Source organism: Limnovirga soli (assembly GCF_013106755.1).
In the GTDB taxonomy this organism is placed as follows: domain Bacteria; phylum Bacteroidota; class Bacteroidia; order Chitinophagales; family Chitinophagaceae; genus Limnovirga; species Limnovirga soli.
On record NZ_WHPF01000005.1, the window covers coordinates 143,864 to 165,090 of the forward strand.

Here is a 21,227-nt window from a genome sequence, read left to right on the forward strand (position 1 = left end):
GATTTAAGCGTTATGCAATCTTGCCATACCTGGGGCAAAGATTTTCTTTTACTGGCGCCTGTTTGTTTTTAGATTTTAATATATCCCCCACATTATAAGATTTGGTGTGACAAAACGGACAGGCATTTACATATCCGGCACTATCAATATAAATACTGCGGCTGCCGGCATAACAACCTACCCGGCGCTGATGGTAGCCATGATACAATACAAATGGATAATCTTTGTATTCAGCACTGTGATTGATGGTTTTAAAAAATGTTTCCAGTAACTGCATATGTTTTTCTTCCAGCAAAACATCTTTATCAGCATAATGTCCAATACTTTTTGGCTCTAATAATTGTACAAAGTGAACACCTAAACTTTTTGCAAATTGCAGGTAAGGGAGCAGATGACCACCATCGAGAAAAGTTTTGGTTACACATACGCTAATGGTAGTAACTAGCCCAGCATTTAAGGCTGCCTGTACAGCATCTACTGCCTGCTGAAATATGTTTTCGTGATGGCGAAAACTATTATGCAGTTCGGGAATATAATGATCGATACTTACTACAATACCCTTACAGCCCGCTTGTTTTAAACGTTGGGCATTTATAGCTGTTACATTAAAGCCAGAGGTAACCACAAAACATTCACTTTTATTTTTGGCATGGCTGATTGCATCAACAAGATCGTGTATGCGGGTCATGGGTTCACCACCACTAAAATGCATTTGCAGTGCGCCCTGAGATTGATAAATATCTACAATCTGAAGTAGTTCATCTTTACTAAAGGTTTCCTTTTTATTTAGGTTATCCCATTCAAAGCAATGATCGCAGCGCATGGGACATTTACGGGTAATGGCAAAAAATACCACACTTAATTTGCCGTCATAATCCAATGGAAATGCATGACGCAATAATTCATCTTTTATATAATTGTTATAGGCAATTGATGGCCAGCCTGGGGTATATAGATTATCAAAATATAGCCGATCTACTTTATACATTTTATTTACAGGGGTACCCCAGGTATTTTTACGCAGTTGGATTAACTGTTTAAATAATTTGATGATAAGGGATGGCTTTTTGATTGTAATACAGGCTATAAAAAACAGGTTAATTTGCTTACCGATATTGACCATATATTTTTCTACTTGGCCTGGCTGATGCGCAGCTGATGGTGCAACAATATTCTTTACAATAGTTTTTCTCCAGCTGGATTTTTGAAGTGGAATAGCAATGGTTGTTTGCATAAAAAAAATTTAATGATATGTATTAGTTGTTGGCTGCTGCCCAAAGCACCGGATGTAAAAGAGTGCGACGCAAGTAAAGATGCTTGCTTGCACCTAGCCGGGTACCGAAAATGGCTATTGTTTTACAAGTGCATTTAAATCGGTTTGCATTGCTTTTTTATAAAGTGCCATACTATAATTGGATAAAGCTGCCGGCTGTTTAAACTGTTGCAAAAAAGTCATATCAGGCGCATTGGTATACTCCCTTATATGCTCGTAATATCCTTTGGCATGCAGTATATAGGTTTGGGTTTTAGCCGTATCCTGTAAAGGTGTATAGGCATACTCAATAATAGCCGCATTACCGGGTAAGGGCTGCTCAAGAAAAATATTATCTTCTTTTAACAGCAGGGGCAACACATTTTTACCCGTTTCGTCAGTTGCCTTTTGTGGCAATAATTTGGCTACCTGCAAAGTAGTGGCATCGTTAGAAAAATCTATGGCGGCATAATCTATTTCCCAAAACATAAACCCGCAGCTAAGCTGTACGTTTATTTTGCCGTTAGGTACCTGGCTTATATCAATTGGGATGGCAGTTTCCCTATTTGCCAGCGGACCAAATGTGGTAAGTGTTTGTTGTGTTTGCCAGCCATTGCCCGTTTGTACAGCAATGGTTAATGGTAGCTGTTGCTCCTGTTTCCAGTTGTTTAATTTTTCTACAGGGGCTTTGCGCTGGCTTTGCATAAAAGCATCGTACTGGTTACCAAAACCAAGGGTAAATTTACCATATACCATATCCAGCCAATAAGAATTTTTTAAACGAAGCACCAGTTTGGCGGTAGTGGAATTAATCGGTTTAGTAAATGACAGCACAACATGATTATTGTTTTGTGCTGCAGCAATAGTATCATCAAATTTATAGGTAAGATCGTCGTTGGGGTTTTGCAATAATGGCATAATATTTTTGCCTGCGGCTATTGCCGTATTGGGTAATACAGGTAATGCAACAGAATGTAGGTTACCTTTTTCATCGGCAACTACTTTTATATTTTTATCGTGGGTAATTACCAGCAATTCGGCCACATCAGTAAACTGATTTTCCTTTAACTCATTACTAATTTGTAATTGCAATTTACCTGCCGGTGTGGGGCTCATGCGCAGACCAATATAATCGTTGCGGCATAATTGTGGATATATGGCGCCACCATAAATTTCGCCCTGTAATTGCAGCTGGTTATCGTTATAGGCGCTTACAAAAGGGCAGGAGCTTTTAAGTGCCAACGCAATTAAACTACCAACAGCTAAAGCACCCACGGCAATACCCAGGCCACCCAATACATAACTGGAGGTAGTTCTGCCATTATCTTTTTCTATTACTTCTACTTTTTCTACCTTATTAAGCGCCAGGGTATAATCTCCTCCCGTTCTGGCAGAAGTATCAGTAGGAATATAAAAATGTACTTCGTTTAAAACACTTTGTTCGTTAATGCTTTTTTTATAGCGTCTGTTGCTACTTACGCCATTGATAAGATGCAGGTAATGTTCAGGCGGCAATGCTTCCAGGTGACAGTGCATGGTGGTTCTATCTTCACTTACCAAAACATTGCTCATATAATAGGCGCTGGCGCCATTACGCAAAATAAAAAAACGGTTATTGTATTGAGCCGAGCTAATGTTTTGAACAACAGCATTTTTATCGGTATTGGTAGCCTTATAATAACTCCTACAGCCAGTAAGCATACAAAAAAGGGGAATGGCAGTAATGCCAAAAACTATACGTAGTTGTTTGGTAGAAATGTGCATGGTGGTTGTTTTATGTTTAGAATATGGTACCAGTCAATAGATTAAAATGGCATCGCCTCTTGCGTCGCACACTGCAGGGTTCAAATCATTACTCAACAAAATAGTTGTATTGCTTTTTGTGCATTACCAGCTATTACATTAACGCAGTAATGCATTCATCACATACAGGAAATAATGGTGTAATCATTTTATACACAAGCCAATATTGTTCGAAAGGTTTTGCTGCATAGGATTATTGGTGTACAAGAGTGCGACGCAAGTACTGTTGCACAAGGCTTTGAAAGGAGGGTTACAAAATTTGCTTATTCAATTGGGATATCCGGATTAGGCTCTGTTAAGATAAGTAAATTTTGTTTGACTTGTTAACACAATTATTGGCCACAATAATTTTTATATTAACTGCCAACACATATCAATATTTATTATCATGAAATATTGCGTATACATTTTATAATAATTATATGTGTTGGTATAGCTTGTAACCGCCAATGAGCAACTGAAAGAATATGGCATTAAAGTGCCAATTGCTTTTTTAATACCTGCCATTCTGCCGTATTACCATGAATAAAATAAGTGTTATTAGCATTACGAAATATCTCTGCAACGCTGCCCCCGATACCGCCTACAATTGGGGCAATCACTGAAACAATACCCATATCTAAAGCTATTTCACTTTGACCATCGGGTGCTTTTGCTTGCCCAACGCCACCTATAACTAATGCTACAGTGCCAACCGCCATACCGGAAGCCACACCCACCAAAATAGAATAGCCACCTCCATGTTTTGGTTTTATGGCATTAATAACCATGATGGGAATGGTATTATTTTTACGATTTTTTACCAGCTGCAGGGTGCTATCGGTACTTGCAACAAATTTGCCATCAGCAATTTTTTTTCCATTGGCATCGTAAAGTCTAAGGAAGATTCGATTTTTTTTAGGGGCAACGGTATCTTTATGGTTTGCCTGTGCATTAAATGCTAATGCCAAAAAAAAGAGGAGTAAAAATTGTTTCATATTGGGTGGTTAAAAGTGTTGCTTGTTTCACTAAACTATTTTTAAATAAATATCTGGTAATGCTGTATTTGGTATTTGCATAATATGAGTTGATAATTGTATAACTAATGCATTCAGTTGAACATTTAATTAAAAAAAATGGCTCCGGCTATGGCACACAGGGTATTAACAGGATAGTTAAAATGAATTATTTCAATGGGGATATTTGGAATAAGCTCCTGTTAAGTTAACTAATTTCTATATACCCTGTGCGCCAATAATTATTGATTTAAATTATTTTTTCTTTTTACTCATGCTCATATAGCCAAGTCTTAAGCCAAAATAGCGATTGTGCATTTTACTATCGTCACCGGCAGTAGTAATGGCAACATTACTTAAGCCCATATTGTAGTTAGCGGCAATAAGAAAACCACCTTTAAACTGATAACCTGCAAGAAAATTAAATCCCAGATCTAATCCTTTCAAATCATCGGTTTCGCTATTGCCAAATTTGATTTTACTTTCATCGGAAAATGGACCATCATTGAATTTGTCCTTTCCCGATATACCCATGCTTAGTGATGGACCACCGCCAACAAAAAACTTACCGTTGGCAGAACCGGTATTATAAACCAGGTTTACAGGTATTTCTATATAGTTTAAAGAAGTTTTATCAGATGCGCTACCTTCTTTTAAATTACCGCCCTTTTGGGTAAAATGAAGGGCGGGATCCAGAGAAAAATCGTTACCCAAAGGAAAGGAAGTAATCATACCCAGTGTAAAACCAACTTTTGTTTTTGCAGTAATTGATACACTGCTGGCAGTTACTTTATAAGATGCAAAACTGGCACCTGCCGTAAAACCTACAGTAGCTTGCTGCGCTTTGGCAAACTGTAAAAGCATACAGATACTAAAAATTGTACAAATTGTCTTTTTCATAATGAGGGGTTTTATTGTTTAAAATGAGAAACTGTTTTTATGGTGGCAATTAGTAAAGCATTGATGCGTTAATACCTTCAAGCATTCGCCGCCCGACCTGTGTAAATATCTTTCCTGATACCAGTATAAGGCGGTTGCATAAACTGTTTTATTATTTACCTATTCGATTGATTGATTATTTTAATTTGGTTGTGCAGTATGAATAAGGAGCACAAAAAATAATTTGTTTTAAACCTGATGCTCTTTCGCTTGTTACAGTAAGAGTAAATAAGCGTGGATAGCGGAAGATGGCAATTTGCATAAATGGATATATATGCCAATAGTATTTTAAAGGATATAGGATTGAACTTTTTGCAATAACGCGGCTAAAGCCCTAATTGACCCTTTACCACAAGCCATTCTGCTGTATTACCGTGAATAATAAATGTATCTGATTTACGGAATTGTTCTGCACCGATGCCCACAGCGGCACCAGCTACTGGGGCCATAATTGCTACTAATCCCAGATTGTATTCGGTATCACTTGCTATATTAGTTTGACCCATTATAGCCATGGCTGAAATTAAATAGACTAAACTCCCTGCAAAAAGACCTGATGTGGTACCAACCAAAACAGAATATCCATATCCATGCTTGGTTTTAATGGCATAAATGGTGGTTACCGGCACTGTTTTTGTTTTGCGACCCTTTTTAAGTAGCAGTGTACTATCGGTAGCCGAAACAAAATCACCATCGCCAATTTTATTATCATTGTCATCATATAATCTTAAAAAGATTTTTCTGGGTTCGTGGGCAGGTGTATCCACCTGCTGAGCCTGGGCATTTATGGCAATTGAAACAAAAATGAAAAGTACAATTGGTTTCATAATGGGGAGGTTAAAAGGTTTGTTTATTACACTAAACTATTTTTTAACAATCACCCAATGAATATGTATTTGGTATTTGTATGGTTTGAATTGATAGTTGTTTAAACAATTGTATTTTGACTGCCCACAGTTATAGTGTACAAGTGTGCGACGCAAGTAAAGTTGAAGTGGGTATATATTGCCTGGCTAATAGAAATGTATTTACATATTGCGAATACCGAGTATAACTGCAAATAGCAGGGCAATAGCCTGACGGCGGTTTTTATCGATATCGTTACGTATCCAGATATCGGGTTTTTGTTTTTGGTAGGATATGGCTGCCAGGTTTTCTCCGTTCTTATCAATCAACACAATTTGGGCAGAGAATGAAGAAAACATTTGCATATAAATTGAATCGTTGGATTGCATAAGATAACCATCAGAAATGGATGCCATGGGCATAATAGCTGCTGCAGTTTGCCTGCCACCACTGGTAAAATTGCCAATAAAAAAATGCCAGGATGCGGTATCGATATTGGTGGAGAGGATGCCGGATATATTACGGTTATAATCAAGTACCTCATTTTGGTTATCATTATTTTTACTGATCATTTTCCCAAAAAAAGTTTCCTTTTTTTCGTGTGATTCAGAAGCAATAGCAAAAGTGGCGCTGATGGTATCGGTAGCATCAGCTAATGAGAGGATATAATATTTTCTTTTGGTAACTGTTTTTACCCTGCTGATGTCGAAATCACCGCCCTTATCAGAAAGTTCCATACCGAAATAGGGGGCATCTTTTGACCGGCTTCTAATTACTGCAGAATCTGCTTTATCAATGTCTAATGTAGTATAGGGCCCAAATACCGGTTTTGCCATACCCGTCATTCCCTGATGCATTTTTACAGTCCACTTTTCGCTTTTGGCTTGCAAAAGGCTGTCCTGATTAGACTGCGCTATTAGATGGCTTGTTGTTGAACAACAGAACATAATTAATATGGCTGATAAATATAGTTTCATGGCAGGAGTAGCTTTATCGTTAATTAAAAGGTAGTGTATTTATTTAGCCGCATAATAGTTGTCTATCATGTTTTGTATATTATTAAAGTTACCATTAATTTCAAATTTTTTCTGTGTCTTCAAATCATATACAACACCACCTACCAATGCACCTGACAACCCTAATACGGAATAAACAATTGCAAATTTTTGTTTTGTTTCACTATCCAGCTCTTCAATTGTAACAGGGCCATTTAAGATACAGGTAGCTATGGCATAGGGAAGCACTATTGCTGAGACTCCTCCTATTACCATGCCCCTTAATAATGAATTCCTTTTAAGTTTAATGGATTGTATATCTGTAATGCAGATATTACTGTATAAAAATGTATCGGTTGTTTTGATTGGGTATTTAGATAACGCCACAAAGCTATCAGTAATATGAACAACATAGCCTTTTATAGTATGCCCATCATACAAGGTAAGCCAGGCTTTTAATGTAGCAGACGGTATAAATTTATAAGGATAGGTTGTAGTACTATCCTGTGCGCTTGCATTGTAACACATGACAAAACAAAAGCATATAAGAAAAATTGATTTCATGCCGATCATGTTTAGGTGTAAAATAAAACATGTTTATTCATGGGAGCATTTAAATTGGTAAACTACTTGTTTCACTTGGTAAGTAACTAAAGAGGATAGATACTATTTTCATTTATCAACTGAAACAGAAGAATTATCTAATGAATTGAGCTAATTATGATACCTGCGATTAGAGTAAAGAAAAGATAAGTACATTTAAGATATGAGGATAAACATATATAATAAATATATACTATTTTCTTGTAAACAAGTACTCTTACCAATACTTGTATTGATATCCCATTGTGTATTTAGTCAGCAAAGCAGGATTGATAGTTTGAGAAATATCATTAGCAAAACCAAAGAGGATACTGTAAAAATATTGTTGTATGAGGACCTTGGCCAGGCATACCGTGATGAGAAAAAAATGGATTCTTCAGTAGCTAGTTACAAACAAGCGCTGGAGATAAATAAAAAGGGAAATTATTGGCCACAGAAACAATGTTGGGATATTGCAAGTATAGATTATATCCTTTACGAAATGGGGAATTATACAGAATCCCTATATTATGCAGAGCAGCATTTAAGCCTGGGTGAACAATTGAATGATACCGGGCAAAGAGGTATGGCCCATTTGAATTTTGGCAATGATTATCGTGAATTAGGTGATTATAGAGCTTCCTTGAATCATTATTTTAAAGGAAAAGAATTTTTTAAATTGTATTGGGTGTCCAGAAACAAACCAGAAGACAATACCTATACCATGCTATGCATAGCGCAAACTTACCTGAGAATGAAAAACTATGACTCGGCATTGATTTTTACCAATATGGCTTACAAAATTGGTTTGGCGGAATCAAACGGTTCATATATACTTTTATCAACACGAATATTGGGTGATATTAATCTTGCAAAAGGTAATGAAGAGTCCGCCTTGCAATATTACAGGCAATATATTCCTGACTATGTAAAATATAAAGAGCGAAATAGAGATCTTGGATTTGTGTTAAATAATATGGCACAGATTTTCCAAAAAAGAAACCAGTTGGATTCGATGGCATACTATGCAAAAAAGGCATTTGCAAATGCCCAGCTGTTTAGAGATGAGGAAAACCTGTATACTGCTGCCAATCTTTTATATGAGTATTATAATACCACCAATGAACATGAGGCATTTACCTATTTAAAAATTGCTGTTGCTGCCAAGGACAGTATGAGAAGCACTGAAAAAATAAGACAGGCGCAAATACTTTCATTTAATGAACAGGTGCGTGAAAAAGAACAGGCAATGGCTGATGCAAAAGAAGCAGCAAGAGATAGAATGATCGCAATAGGTATAGCTATACTTATTGCCATTATAAGCACTTTAATCTGGTACCGCATAAGGCAACTAAGATTAAAATACAAAACCATACTTGAACAGAAAGAAGCAGAGGAACTAACTGCCAAATATGAGAAAATGTTGCTGGAACTGGAAGCCAAAGCTCTACGTGCACAAATGAACCCGCATTTTATTTTCAATTGTATGAACTCTATTAAATCGCTGATTCAAATTAAAGAAGAAGATAAGGCAGTGATTTATCTTACCACTTTCTCCAAACTGTTAAGAACCATTTTGCAAAATGCCGACCAGCGGGAAATTTCTCTATACGATGAAATAGAAACCTGTAAGCTGTATACCCAATTGGAAAGCATGCGCTTTGGCAATAAATTCAATTATCATTTTACCGTGGATGCAGCCATTGATTTAAAATCGATTACCGTACCGGCACTAATTATTCAGCCATTTATTGAAAATGCCATTTGGCATGGGATCATGCCCAAAGCTGATGGTGGTACCGTAACAGTTAGTGTAGAGAAAGCTGAAACCTATATTCGCTGTATGATAGATGATGATGGTATTGGAAGGGAAATATCTGCACAAAATAAATTTAAGGGCGAGGGTGCTACACACCAATCAAAAGGTGTTCACCTTACTCAGAGCCGTATCGATCTGGATAATGCTTTAAACCAAAGAAACGGATCATTGGAAATAATTGATAAAAAAGATGCTTTAGGAAATCCCTGCGGCACTCGTATTATTTTATTTTTTATGGAAATGTAAAGTGACAAGAGCGTGATGCTGTATTAATATTATGTGCATTTGTAATAAATGCAATTAAAAAACAGGTGATGAAGAGTTATTTTTTCTCATAATTTATACTTTAAATGGCTTTGTAAACCGTCAGTTGCCCTTCTCCGGCCCTTTTTACAATTAACCAATAAACATGCTGCCTTTATAAAAGGTTTTAGCCATTTTACAATTAGTTTTGTTCTCATGGTGATTAATTTATTTTAAAATTACTATGCTATTAATTATTTTACCAATAGCATTTGGCAATAATATGTTTTCGTAATATAGTTTACAACTTTACCCGCATAATCGGTTGCAAGGCAATAACCAGTTGCTAAATCATACCAGAGAGATATGAACTCATAATTTATGGTTGAAATTTGGTGCATCAAAAAACTAAAAGAAAATTTTATATTTAATGGTTGAATGGATGTTACCAAAGGCAAACAACTGAATGGTGTTATACCGCACCTTTAATACTCGAACCAATTGCAAGCAAGCTTGTACTAACTTTTAAAGCGTAACAGGATGATAAAAGCAATTATTATCGACGATGAGCAGCATTGCATTAACGCCCTGATGGCCGATTTGGAAAAAAACTGCCCCAATGTAGAAGTAGCTGCAAAATGTGCTTCGGGTAAGGAGGGTATTATGGCCATCAAAAAGCATAAACCAAGACTTATTTTTCTGGATGTGGAAATGCCCTGGATGAACGGATTTGAAATGCTGGAAATGTTAGACAATATAGATTTCTGCATCATCTTTACCACCGCTTACGATAAGTTTGCTGCCAAAGCATTTCGTACCAGCGCGGTAGATTATTTATTAAAACCTGTTGATGCCGAAGACCTTAAAGCCGCCGTAGGTAAAGCTGAAGAAAAAATACTTTCCAGCGCCGGCGTGGTAAATATTCAAAATCTGTTACACAATATAAAACAACCCATAGCACAACAAAAAATTGCCCTGCCCAACCGCGATGGATACGAGTTTGCACAGGTAAACTCCATTTTATATTGTACCGCCGAAGGTGCTTATACCAAAGTGGTTTTTACCGATAAACATTCGCTTCTTATTTCTAAAACCCTGGGCGATATTGAAGAAATGCTGCCCCCCGAAATCTTTATACGCATCCATCACTCCACCATTGTAAACCTCAATGCCGTTACCCACTATATACGCACCGATGGTGGGTATGTAGTAATGAACACAAACGAAAAACTAATGGTTTCCAAAGCACGTAAAGAGGTGCTTTTGCAAAGACTTGGTCTAAAACCCTAGTTATACATCTTTCACTTTTATTAGCCGGGCAAGTAAACCTACAGCAGCTCTACTTGCGTCGCACTCTTGTACGGCAACAAGTAATGGCAGCAATTAAAAGCCATTTAATAACAACTGTATTATGCTGCATAAACAATCCAACCGCACATGTGTGCGACGCAACCGAGCTATATAGCAGTACTACTGCCGAGCCCAAAAAAGATATTTCAATTAGAAATGCAACCGGTTAAAACCGTTTATCTATTTAGCTGTAAAAACTAAAATTAAACCCTTAGTTTTAAAGCTATTTATTACTACACATTTAAACACAGTGTTACTATGAAACATGTTAAGCTGTTATTGCTTTGCTGCTGTATAAGCCTGCTGGCAATGGCACAGGAAACATTTCCTGTAAACGGGGTAACAGATACCCGGTTAAACTATTATGCATTTACCAATGCCACCATTGTAAAAGATGCACAAACTACCCTTACCAATGCCACCATGGTAATTAAACAGGGTAAAATTATGGCCATAGGCACCAGTGTTGCTATTCCCAAAGAAGCAGTGGTAATAGATTGTAAGGGCAAATTTATTTACCCTTCTTTTATTGACCTTTTTAGCGATTATGGCGTAAAACCCGCTGATAACGGCGGTGAAGATAATTTCCGGTTTCAAAATATTAGCAATACCAAGGGCGCCTTTGGTTGGAACCAGGCGCTTAAGCCAGAAACAGATGCTTTTCGCTTATTCAACACCAATAAAGATAAGGCCAAAGAACTGCGTACCATTGGCTTTGGTACCGTACTTACCCATGCACAGGATGGCCTGGCCCGTGGCACCGGTACCGTAGTTACGCTGGGCAGCGACAAAGAAAATCTGGAAATGGTTAAAGAAAAAGCCGCTGCCTTTTATTCGTTTGATAAGGGCAGCTCTACCCAGGATTACCCCAACTCATTAATGGGCGAAATTGCCTTGCTGCGCCAAACCTATTTAGACGCTCAATGGTATAAAACAAAACCTGCTGCCGAAGGCACAAATTTAAGTCTGGCAGCCTGGAACGATAACCAAAACCTGCCACAAATTTTTGAAGCCAACGATAAATGGAACGATTTGCGTGCAGTTAAAATTGCCAATGAATTTGGAGTACAATACATTATTAAAGCCGGCCAAAATGAATACCAGCGAATAGACGATATTAAAGCCACCAAAGCCTTTTATATCGTACCCCTCAATTTTCCCCTGGCCATGGATGTAGAAGATGCCAACGATGCCAGAATGGTATCGCTGGGTAATATGAAGCATTGGGAAATGGCACCCCTGCAGCCAGCCATGTTTGAAAAAGCCGGTATCAATTTTTCCCTTACCGCAGCAGGCTTAAAAAATACAGATGATTTTCTGGCCAACCTGCGCAAAGCCATTGAGAATGGTTTAAGCGAATCAAAAGCCCTGGAAAGCCTTACAAAGGCACCCGCTACCACCATTGGCATTTACGATAAAGTGGGCAGTTTGGAAAATGGCAAACTGGCCAATTTTATTATTACCAGCGGACCGGTATTTAAAGAGAAAACTACTTTTTTTCAAAACTGGGTACAAGGCAAAAAATACATTATTACTGAGAACGGATGGAATGATATCAGGGGCAATTATAGCTTATTGATTAAAGACAAAAACAGCACCCAAACTTTTAGCATAGAAGTTAAAGGCAGCACCGCCAAACCTACAGCTACCCTTTTGCCGGCAGGCGATACCACCAAAACCGATATCAATTTATCAGTTTCAGGTAAAATGGTAAAACTTACCTGGAGCACCAGTGCCGACAGCAGCAAGCTAAACAGCCTAACCGGTATTATAGCCGATAAACAATGGATGGGCAATGGCTATAACAGCACCGGCAATCTTGTAAGCTGGAACATGCAATACAATAGTGCCTATATTGAAAAACCTGATACCACAAAAAAAGCCGCAAACAAAGCCACCCTCAATGCTACTGTTATTTATCCCTTTATGGGTTATGGCTGGAGCGAATCACCCAAACAACAGGACCTGCTGATTAAAAATACCACGGTTTGGACCAATGAACAGGATGGTATACTAGCCAATACAGATGTACTGATAAAGAATGGAAAAATAGCAGCTATTGGTAAAAACCTGAACGGTGCTAATGCCACAGTAATTGATGGTAGCGGTAAATACCTTACCGCCGGCATTATTGATGAACACTCACATATTGCTGCTGATGGTGGTATAAACGAATGCTCCCAATCAGTAACTGCAGAAGTTAGAATTGCCGATGTACTTAATCCGGAAGATATTCAAATTTACCGCCAGCTGGCCGGTGGTGTTACCAGTGCTCATATTTTGCATGGCAGCTGTAATACCATTGGCGGTCAAACACAATTAATTAAACTACGATGGGGCCGCAGTGCGGAAGAGCTAAAATTTGCCAATTGGGATGGCTTTATCAAATTTGCCTTGGGCGAAAATGTAAAACGTTCTTATGGCAATTCCAATAACCGCTTCCCTGATAGCCGCATGGGAGTAGAACAGGTATTAAAGGATGCATTTACCCGTGCCAAAGATTATATGGCTGAAGGGCCAGGCAAAAGAAGAGACCTGGAGCTGGATGCCCTGGCTGAAATATTTAATCAAAAACGTTTTATTACCTGCCACTCCTATGTACAATCAGAAATTAATATGCTGATGCATGTGGCAGATACCATGGGCTTTAAAGTAAACACATTTACGCATATACTCGAAGGGTACAAAGTAGCCGATGGTATGAAACAACGTGGTATTGCCGCTTCTACCTTTAGTGATTGGTACAACTACAAAAACGAAGTGGTTGATGCCATTGCCTACAATGCAGCTATCATGCAAAAAGAAGGTCTTACCGTGGCCATAAACAGTGATGATGCAGAAATGGCCCGCCACCTTAACCAGGAGGCCGCCAAAACCGTTAAATACGGCAATGTATCAGAAACAGAGGCTTTTAAAATGTGTACCCTTAACCCGGCTATAATGTTGCATGTGGCAGACAGGGTGGGCAGTATTAAAACAGGTAAGGATGCCGATCTGGTGTTATGGACCGATAATCCGCTTAGCATTTATGCGCACCCCGAAAAAACTATGGTAGACGGTATTGTATATTTTGATGCCGCCAAAGATGCTGCCATGCGCATACAAATGGCTGTCGAAAGAAACCGGTTAATACAAAAAATGATTGCCGCCAAAAAAGAAGGCGCCGCCACCAAACCTGCTACCGCCAGTTTTGATGTAATTAACGAATGCGAGCTGGACAGGGCCATTAGCAATAACCGTATTAACCAATAACACTTTAAAAAGTATAACATGAAAAAAATATTATTGGGTATAGCCATACTCATTACCATACAGGCCGGCGCACAGGAAACCGTGTACCCAGCGCCCTCTCAAACAGCCACCATAGCGCTTACACATGCCACCATACATACCGGCACCGGCGAAGTAATTACCGATGGCATGATTGTATTTTCTAACGGCAAAATAATTAATGTGGGCAGGTATGCACCCATTGCTGATATTAAGGTGATAGACTGCAGCGGCAAACATATTTATCCCGGCTTAATTGCCCCTGCAACCAATTTGGGACTGGTAGAAATCAATGCTATCCGGGCATCTCGGGATAATAGCGAAATAGGCGAAATAAATCCCAATATCCGCTCATTAATTGCTTATAATACCGATTCTAAAGTCATCAATAACCTACGGGCAAATGGCATATTGCTGGCCAATGTAATACCCGATGGCGGTATCATCAGCGGCTCATCCAGTATTGTACAGTTAGATGCCTGGAACTGGCAGGATGCAGTATATCAGGCAGATGGTGGTATTCATTTTAATATGCCCTCACTTATTCGTTACTCTGCCGATGGCAACCCGGTAAAAGATGCCCAGGAAAAGATTGAAAATGTGCGCAATTTTATGCGCCAGGCTAAAGCTTATTTACAGGAAACCAGCCATGCCCATACCAATTTAAAATTTGAGGCAGTAAAAGGCCTTTTTAACCAATCCAACATTTTCTATGTGCATTGCGAAATGGTAAACGAAATGATGATTGCCATAGAATTTGCCAAAGAGTTTGGGTTTAAAACTGTGATAGTTGGCGGCACCGAAAGCTGGAAAATTACCGACTACCTAAAACAAAACAATATTGCCGTTATACTCAACGAAACAAACACCCTGCCGCTAATGCAGGATGATGATGTAGACATGCCGTTTAAAACACCTTACCTGTTACAACAGGCCGGTGTACAATATTGCATTGCCGATCAAAATCAAATGACCCGGTTTCGCAACCTGCCCTTTATGGCCGGCCTGGCCAGTGCCTATGGTTTAACCAAAGAGCAGGCATTACAGGCCATTACCTTAAATACCGCCAATATACTGGGCATATCTGCCACCACCGGTTCGCTCGAAAAAGGCAAGGATGCCAATATAGTTGTAAGCGATGGCGATATACTGGATATACGCACCAACAATATTGTGTATGCCTTTATACAGGGCCGCCAAATAAATTTAGATAACAAACAAAAGCAGTTGTACGAAAAATATAAATACAAGTACAACTTAAAATAAGCTGCCAAGTCATAAAATAAAAAGGCTTCGTATCATAGGTACGAGGCTTTTTTATGTACCGGGCTATACAACAAAATGCAACTTTACTTGCGTCGCACACTTGTACGGTTGGATACTGTATGGAGCTTTTATTATTACCAACATTGAAGCGATATCACCTGTGAGTCTGGCCCATAAAAACACAACTAATACGACCAAATATCGGGTATAAATAGATGCTATTTTTGGCAAGCGGATTTGGTTAGTTTATTTTTGAGATAGCGAGTATTTTAGAACAGAGCGAGGTATTTAAAATACAGCACAAATTGAAAGATAGTTATGGAAATAAAAAACAGCACAATAGCAGACATTACCGAAATATTTCGGTTATATACAATTGCCACAGACTTTCAAAAGACCAAATTTATTGTGCATTGGCCTGAATTTGACAGAACGCTGATTGAAACAGAAATAGCAGAAAACAGACAATGGAAATTAATAATTGATCATACAATTGCATGTGTTTGGGCAACAACATTTAACGACCCGCAAATTTGGGAAGAAAGAAATAATGACCCGGCAATATATATTCACAGAATTGCAACAAATCCACAGTTTAGAGGGCAAAAACTGGTTGCACATATAGTATCATGGGCCAAACAATATGCCCTTGCGAACAATAAAATGTTTATCAGAATGGATACGGTGGGCGATAACCCCGGTCTCATCAATTACTATTCAAAATGCGGCTTTGATTTTTTAGGATTATTAAAACTTACCCATACAGCAGGTTTGCCTGCTCACTATGACAATGCAACTGTTAGTTTGTTTCAAATCACCATACAATAACATATACTGAAAATTGCAGGCAATATTGGCTTGATGATATTCTTTATTTTCAAAGTCTCTTTCAAATTCTGATTGCCATTTTTCTTTCTGTTTCAGGTTAACAATGTAAAAGCATCTCCACTAATTGATATTGATTGCTTAACTGCCAACTTTTTTCAAGTTATTGTTTTGGTTGCCTGAATAGTCAATAGTATAATTTCATGTTTTTGTTGAAAAAGGTTATAAACGCACAAGTGTGCGACGCAACGGATGCTTCATAGTAGCTCTGCAGTTTGGCTCAATAAAATAGCATTGCTTTTGTAGTTTACAGATTGCGGTTGTTTGTAGAATTTGGTTCAAGATGACCGTTTTTGTGTTTTGCGCTAAATGATGCTGTATGGTTTATCTTAGTAAATAAATTAGGATTCGATTGCTTGAATTTCAGGAGGCTTTCAAAAAATATTTTATGCGTTTACACTTAAAAATTTTATCGCTACTGCTTTGTATAAGTCTGGTTGCGCAGGCACAAATAACTGTAATTAAAGCAGGACATATGTTTGATGCCGTCAGCGGTAAGATGCTGGAAAATCAAATTATACTGGTAGAAAACGGTATAATAAAAGCTGTTGGCAGTAATGTAAAATTTAGTAAATCAGATAATATCATCGATCTTTCCAATGAATGGGTATTACCTGGATTAATGGATTGCCATGTGCATATTACGGCTAACCTGCCCTATAGAAATATTGGCATTGAACAGATGTATGCAACGGAAAGTACATCGCTGCGGGCAATTAGGGGTACCGTTATTGCAAAACAATTTTTATACAATGGCTTTACCACCATTAAAGAAATTGGCAATGATGCCAATTATGCCACGGCCGATATTATTAAAGCCATTCAGAAAGGCTGGATAGAAGGCCCCACTATATTTTATGCAGGTAAAATTATTGCGCCCTATGGCGGTCAGTCGCATGACGTAAACCCCGAACATGAGCACCTGTGGAATTTTGAATATATTGATGCAGACGCTCCTGATGAAATAAGAAAAGCAGTAAGACAAAATATTTACAATGGCGCCACAGTAATTAAATTGGTTACCGGCGATAATGGTATTTATGGTGTGGAAGAAATTAAAGCCGCCGTTGATGAAGCAAAAAAATATGGCATAAAAGTTACCGTGCACGTAAGAAACGATGCAGCCGCCGGAACGAATGTAATATTAGGCGGCGCAGCAGGCATAGAACATGGTTTTGAACTGGATATTACGCAGTTACAATTAATGAAAGAGAAAGGCACTTTTTTAGTGGGTACAGACTTTTCGTTTGATAATTGGTATGCTTATGGAATGGATTCTGCAACAGCTACCGCATTAACAAATACCGTTACAGACCGACTAAAACGAGCTTATACTATTGGCACAAAAATGGCTTTTGGCACTGATATTATTGTGAATCTGCCCAAATTAAACCGGGTACAAACCAACCTTAAAGTATTAAATAGCTGGAAGGCTGCAGGAATTCCACCGGCATATATTTTACAAACCATGACCATTAATGCAGCAGAGTTATTGGGTATTGAAAAAAGCAGGGGGCTTTTAGCACCTTTGTTTTATGCAGATATTATTGCACTAAAGAATAATCCGCTGGAAGATATTGAAGCCATAAAAACAGTTGATTTTGTGATGAAAGAAGGTAAAGTGATAAGGAAGGATTGAAAATAACCTGGCAAATATTTGAATGGTAATTAATCACATTATTTGGCAATGAACTTAGTTGCCAAAAATTAAATCAGATAATTGTTGCTATAAACAAATTACAAAAAGTGACATTTACCTTACGCAGACAACTAACTTTATTTGTAGCGGAAAAAGATGCTGCAATAATTGAGCAGGTAAGACAAACCTATAACCCTATACAATTTGAACTGATAAAATCGCATGTTACTTTATGCCGGGATGAGGAGATGCAGGATCTTGAGCAGGTGTTATTAAACTTAGTTAATTTACTTCACCCGGCTATTGAGATTGAATTTGGGAAACCTGCCAGATTTGACAATGGGAAAGGACTTTTTTTACCTGCTTTACCTAACAATACAGTGTTTGAAACATTACGCAGTAAGGTATTATCGGGGATGGCCATTAACCCGGGAAAACAGGAACCACATATTACACTAATGCACCCCAGAAACTCCACTTGTACCAATGAGCTATTTGAACAGATATCGCAGTTGAACTTTCCTGCAAAATTAAAATTTAACCGCATCAGCCTAATTGAACAACACCAAGCGGGAAGATGGAAAACCTTGAACAATTTTGAGTTAAAAGAAATGGAATAGACCATCGGTAAAAAAATATTACTATTGGCTGGCATTTTTAGCAATACCAAAATTGGCCTTGCTATTTACAATAAACCTCATTATAATTTTTTACAATTGCGTGGTTAGTAAGGAAATTTTTTATTAGTGAATTCCTGTGTAAGGATGATTTTGAGAGCCTAATATAAAGCCCAACACCTTTGGATATCTAAAATCAGGTTAAACTAGTGGCTGATTATTCCTCATTATAATTATAATTGCAATTTAATTTTATACTTGTTTAGCAGCATTACAATTCCCATAACGGCAACAGCATAAAATGCACTCCATAACAGGCCGGGCAAACCATACCGTAAACTATCAGGAAATAATGAAATGCCCAGCAAGGCGGTAAGATAATAAATGATGTCAGGAATAATATAAGTGAGTAATGGATTGGCAGCAGCAGGTTTAAAAAAACTTGTCCAACCCTGTATTTGTTGCCTGTCAATTAACCAGTATAAAAAAGCATATATAGCCGTGCACGCAGCAGCACTGTACAAACACCATGTAGGGGTGGCATATATTTTAGAAATGCCAAAATAGGGACTTAACAAATAACCCGCCACCAATAACAGCACCATAAATAACAGGGCATGTATGTAACGCCGTTGGTTAGTTGCCCATTTATTTTCCTCAAAAAAAAGCAAGGAAACCACCATACCACACAGTACAATGGAAGTATGTGCCGCATTGCCTTTCTGGCTACTGATAAAATGCCAGATGGATGCATCCTGTGTATGTGTTATACTGCCAACAATATACCAACCTGTACAAAGAACAATTGCCACTATTAACAGGTAAACATTGCCCTTGCATAACTGGTAAAAAATACAGGCAAACAAATAGGCCCAACCAATTAAACCCAAAATGCCCCACCACTGCGGGGTAATAGCATGGCCATTATTATCCTTATACACAAAGGCCAATACAACCAACAATAGAAAGCTTATTGCACGTATACTATTTACAACCATTTTACTACTGGTATAATATACTTTCCATATGGCAATTACGGCTGCAAAAAATAATAAAGCCCATAAGTTTATCGACATGCCCATTGCATCTTCGTTATAGCCATCCTCGGCATTTACTATAAAAAATCCCAGTATCAGTAAACCCAGTGTGCGGAAAATAATATGTTGCTGCAATTGAATAAAACTATCCCCTTTTGCCAGCCTGCTGTTAATGGCAAAGGGAATAGACATGCCCACAATAAAAAGAAAAGAAGGAAATACCATATCTACAAAACTCATGGCATCGGCATCTGCAGGCATATGTTTCATCCAAATGGGAATATCCCGTATGCCGGCCAGTTCATTTACAAAAATCATAACAAGAATGGTAATGCCACGTAATGCATCGATAGATAAAATCCGGTTTGTACTTAGTGTATTATACCGCATGCTGGTAATTTTCTGATAAAAGGAATGAGGATTCTAAAGTAACTGATTGTTTCCGTACATTGATGTATTGATTCAAATACTATAATTAACCACCCGCGTTATGAGATTTAATGCTACTTACCTTTTTTGCTTTGTTGCAGGTTTGGCCCTGATATTTTCAACCTGCACACCCTCCAGAAATAATCCTGTAATTATTGCCTATGTGGGCGGATACCGCGGAATAGCAGAAACAGAAACCATTGAAGCCAAAAACCTGTCGCACATTAACTATGCGTTTGTTGATATAAAAGATAACCGCGCCTGGTTACATAACGAAGCTACCGATACCATAAACCTTAGAAAGCTTAACGACTTAAAGCAACAAAACCCGGCTTTAAAAATATTGATCTCTGTAGGCGGATGGTCGTGGAGCAAGCATTTCTCTGATGCTACTTTAACCGATACCGCTACCAGAAATTTTGCGCAAAGTGCAGTAAATATGGTGAGCAAATTTAATATAGATGGCGTAGATATTGACTGGGAATACCCTGGCATGCAAGGCGATAGCAATGTATACCGCCCCGAAGATAAGGAGCATTATACCCTATTGTTTAAATACCTGCGTCAAGGCCTGGATAGCCTGCAGAGCATCACACAAAAACAATACCTGCTTACCACAGCTGTTGGCGGCTCAAAGGAGTATATAAACCATACCGAAATGGATAAGGTGCAACAATACACCGACTATATCAACATCATGAGTTATGATTATGCTGATGGCACCGATAGCTTATCCGGCCATCATACCAATTTATTTAATTCATCTGCTGATACTAGTCAATACTCGGCCGATAAAAGCATTCGTGCCTTTATGGCGGCCGGAGTGCCTGCTGCCAAAATTGTAATTGGCATTGCTTTTTATGGCAAGGGTTGGCAAATGCAAACAACTGCCAACAATGGCTTATACCAAAGGGCGCAACAGCCTGCCCGTGGTGGTGGTTTTACTTATTTAAAAGATAGCCTTATTAATAAAAATGGGTATACGCGTTATTGGGATACGGTTGCCAATGCACCTTATCTTTTTAATGCAGCACAGCGCATATTTATTTCTTACGATGATGAAGCATCTGTTGAGAAAAAATGCAATTATGTATTGCAGCACCAGTTGGCAGGCGCCATGTTTTGGGAATATGGGGAGGACAAAAAAGCCTATCTGCTGCAAACCATTGCCCGCAGTTTTGGCTATACTAAATAGCCATTTTTGTTAGCCGGCTTTTGTACAATAATTTGGCTTTACTTGCCACGCTCGGTTCAGGGTTC

General features: G+C 38.3%; 16 protein-coding genes. 8 read left to right on the forward strand and 8 right to left on the reverse strand.

The window, feature by feature from the left end:
* Positions 1–10 precede the first annotated feature (10 nt).
* From GD597_RS07915 to GD597_RS07945, 7 genes are all read right to left on the reverse strand, one after another.
* On the reverse strand, positions 11–1,234 hold the full coding sequence (locus tag GD597_RS07915; RefSeq protein ID WP_171607291.1) for a radical SAM/SPASM domain-containing protein: 1,224 nt from the start codon (positions 1,232–1,234) through the stop codon (positions 11–13).
* 114 nt (positions 1,235–1,348) lie between these two features.
* Positions 1,349–3,016: a hypothetical protein gene (locus GD597_RS07920; protein WP_171607292.1), complete on the reverse strand. Its 1,668-nt coding sequence runs from the start codon at positions 3,014–3,016 to the stop codon at positions 1,349–1,351.
* Positions 3,017–3,528: 512 nt separating this feature from the next.
* Positions 3,529–4,032, reverse strand: coding sequence for a hypothetical protein (locus GD597_RS07925; RefSeq protein WP_171607293.1), 504 nt, complete (start codon positions 4,030–4,032; stop codon positions 3,529–3,531).
* 273 nt (positions 4,033–4,305) lie between these two features.
* Positions 4,306–4,950 carry a porin family protein gene (locus GD597_RS07930; RefSeq protein ID WP_171607294.1) on the reverse strand — a complete coding sequence of 215 codons (645 nt, stop codon included), beginning with the start codon at positions 4,948–4,950 and terminating at the stop codon, positions 4,306–4,308.
* A 365-nt stretch (positions 4,951–5,315) separates the two neighbouring features.
* Complete coding sequence (locus GD597_RS07935; protein ID WP_171607295.1) at positions 5,316–5,816, reverse strand: hypothetical protein; 501 nt, start codon at positions 5,814–5,816, stop codon at positions 5,316–5,318.
* Positions 5,817–6,017: 201 nt separating this feature from the next.
* A complete protein-coding gene (locus GD597_RS07940; RefSeq protein WP_171607296.1) occupies positions 6,018–6,812 on the reverse strand; it encodes a hypothetical protein in 795 nt (264 codons plus the stop codon).
* A gap of 39 nt (positions 6,813–6,851) precedes the next feature.
* On the reverse strand, positions 6,852–7,394 hold the full coding sequence (locus GD597_RS07945) for a hypothetical protein (protein ID WP_171607297.1): 543 nt from the start codon (positions 7,392–7,394) through the stop codon (positions 6,852–6,854).
* Between the two features lie 316 nt (positions 7,395–7,710).
* Between GD597_RS07945 and GD597_RS07950 the strand changes: the two genes are divergently transcribed.
* The 7 genes from GD597_RS07950 to GD597_RS07980 all read left to right on the forward strand — a co-directional run bounded on the left by GD597_RS07950 (position 7,711) and on the right by GD597_RS07980 (position 18,504).
* Positions 7,711–9,477, forward strand: a complete 1,767-nt coding sequence (locus GD597_RS07950; protein ID WP_171607298.1) for a tetratricopeptide repeat-containing sensor histidine kinase — start codon at positions 7,711–7,713, stop codon at positions 9,475–9,477.
* A 537-nt stretch (positions 9,478–10,014) separates the two neighbouring features.
* On the forward strand, positions 10,015–10,764 hold the full coding sequence (locus GD597_RS07955; protein WP_171607299.1) for a LytR/AlgR family response regulator transcription factor: 750 nt from the start codon (positions 10,015–10,017) through the stop codon (positions 10,762–10,764).
* A 318-nt stretch (positions 10,765–11,082) separates the two neighbouring features.
* Positions 11,083–14,076: an amidohydrolase family protein gene (locus tag GD597_RS07960; RefSeq protein WP_171607300.1), complete on the forward strand. Its 2,994-nt coding sequence runs from the start codon at positions 11,083–11,085 to the stop codon at positions 14,074–14,076.
* Between the two features lie 18 nt (positions 14,077–14,094).
* Positions 14,095–15,360 carry an amidohydrolase family protein gene (locus GD597_RS07965; RefSeq protein ID WP_171607301.1) on the forward strand — a complete coding sequence of 422 codons (1,266 nt, stop codon included), beginning with the start codon at positions 14,095–14,097 and terminating at the stop codon, positions 15,358–15,360.
* Positions 15,361–15,678: 318 nt separating this feature from the next.
* Positions 15,679–16,188, forward strand: a complete 510-nt coding sequence (locus GD597_RS07970) for a GNAT family N-acetyltransferase (RefSeq protein ID WP_171607302.1) — start codon at positions 15,679–15,681, stop codon at positions 16,186–16,188.
* A gap of 445 nt (positions 16,189–16,633) precedes the next feature.
* Positions 16,634–17,884, forward strand: a complete 1,251-nt coding sequence (locus GD597_RS07975) for an amidohydrolase family protein (RefSeq protein ID WP_171607303.1) — start codon at positions 16,634–16,636, stop codon at positions 17,882–17,884.
* 107 nt (positions 17,885–17,991) lie between these two features.
* Positions 17,992–18,504: a 2'-5' RNA ligase family protein gene (locus tag GD597_RS07980; protein ID WP_171607304.1), complete on the forward strand. Its 513-nt coding sequence runs from the start codon at positions 17,992–17,994 to the stop codon at positions 18,502–18,504.
* Between the two features lie 230 nt (positions 18,505–18,734).
* Here GD597_RS07980 and GD597_RS07985 read toward each other — a convergent pair whose 3' ends face one another.
* Positions 18,735–19,928, reverse strand: coding sequence for a DUF5009 domain-containing protein (locus GD597_RS07985; protein WP_171607306.1), 1,194 nt, complete (start codon positions 19,926–19,928; stop codon positions 18,735–18,737).
* A gap of 100 nt (positions 19,929–20,028) precedes the next feature.
* Here GD597_RS07985 and GD597_RS07990 point away from each other — a divergent pair, with 100 nt between their 5' ends.
* Positions 20,029–21,162, forward strand: coding sequence for a glycoside hydrolase family 18 protein (locus GD597_RS07990; protein WP_171607308.1), 1,134 nt, complete (start codon positions 20,029–20,031; stop codon positions 21,160–21,162).
* The last annotated feature ends 65 nt before the right edge of the window (positions 21,163–21,227 follow it).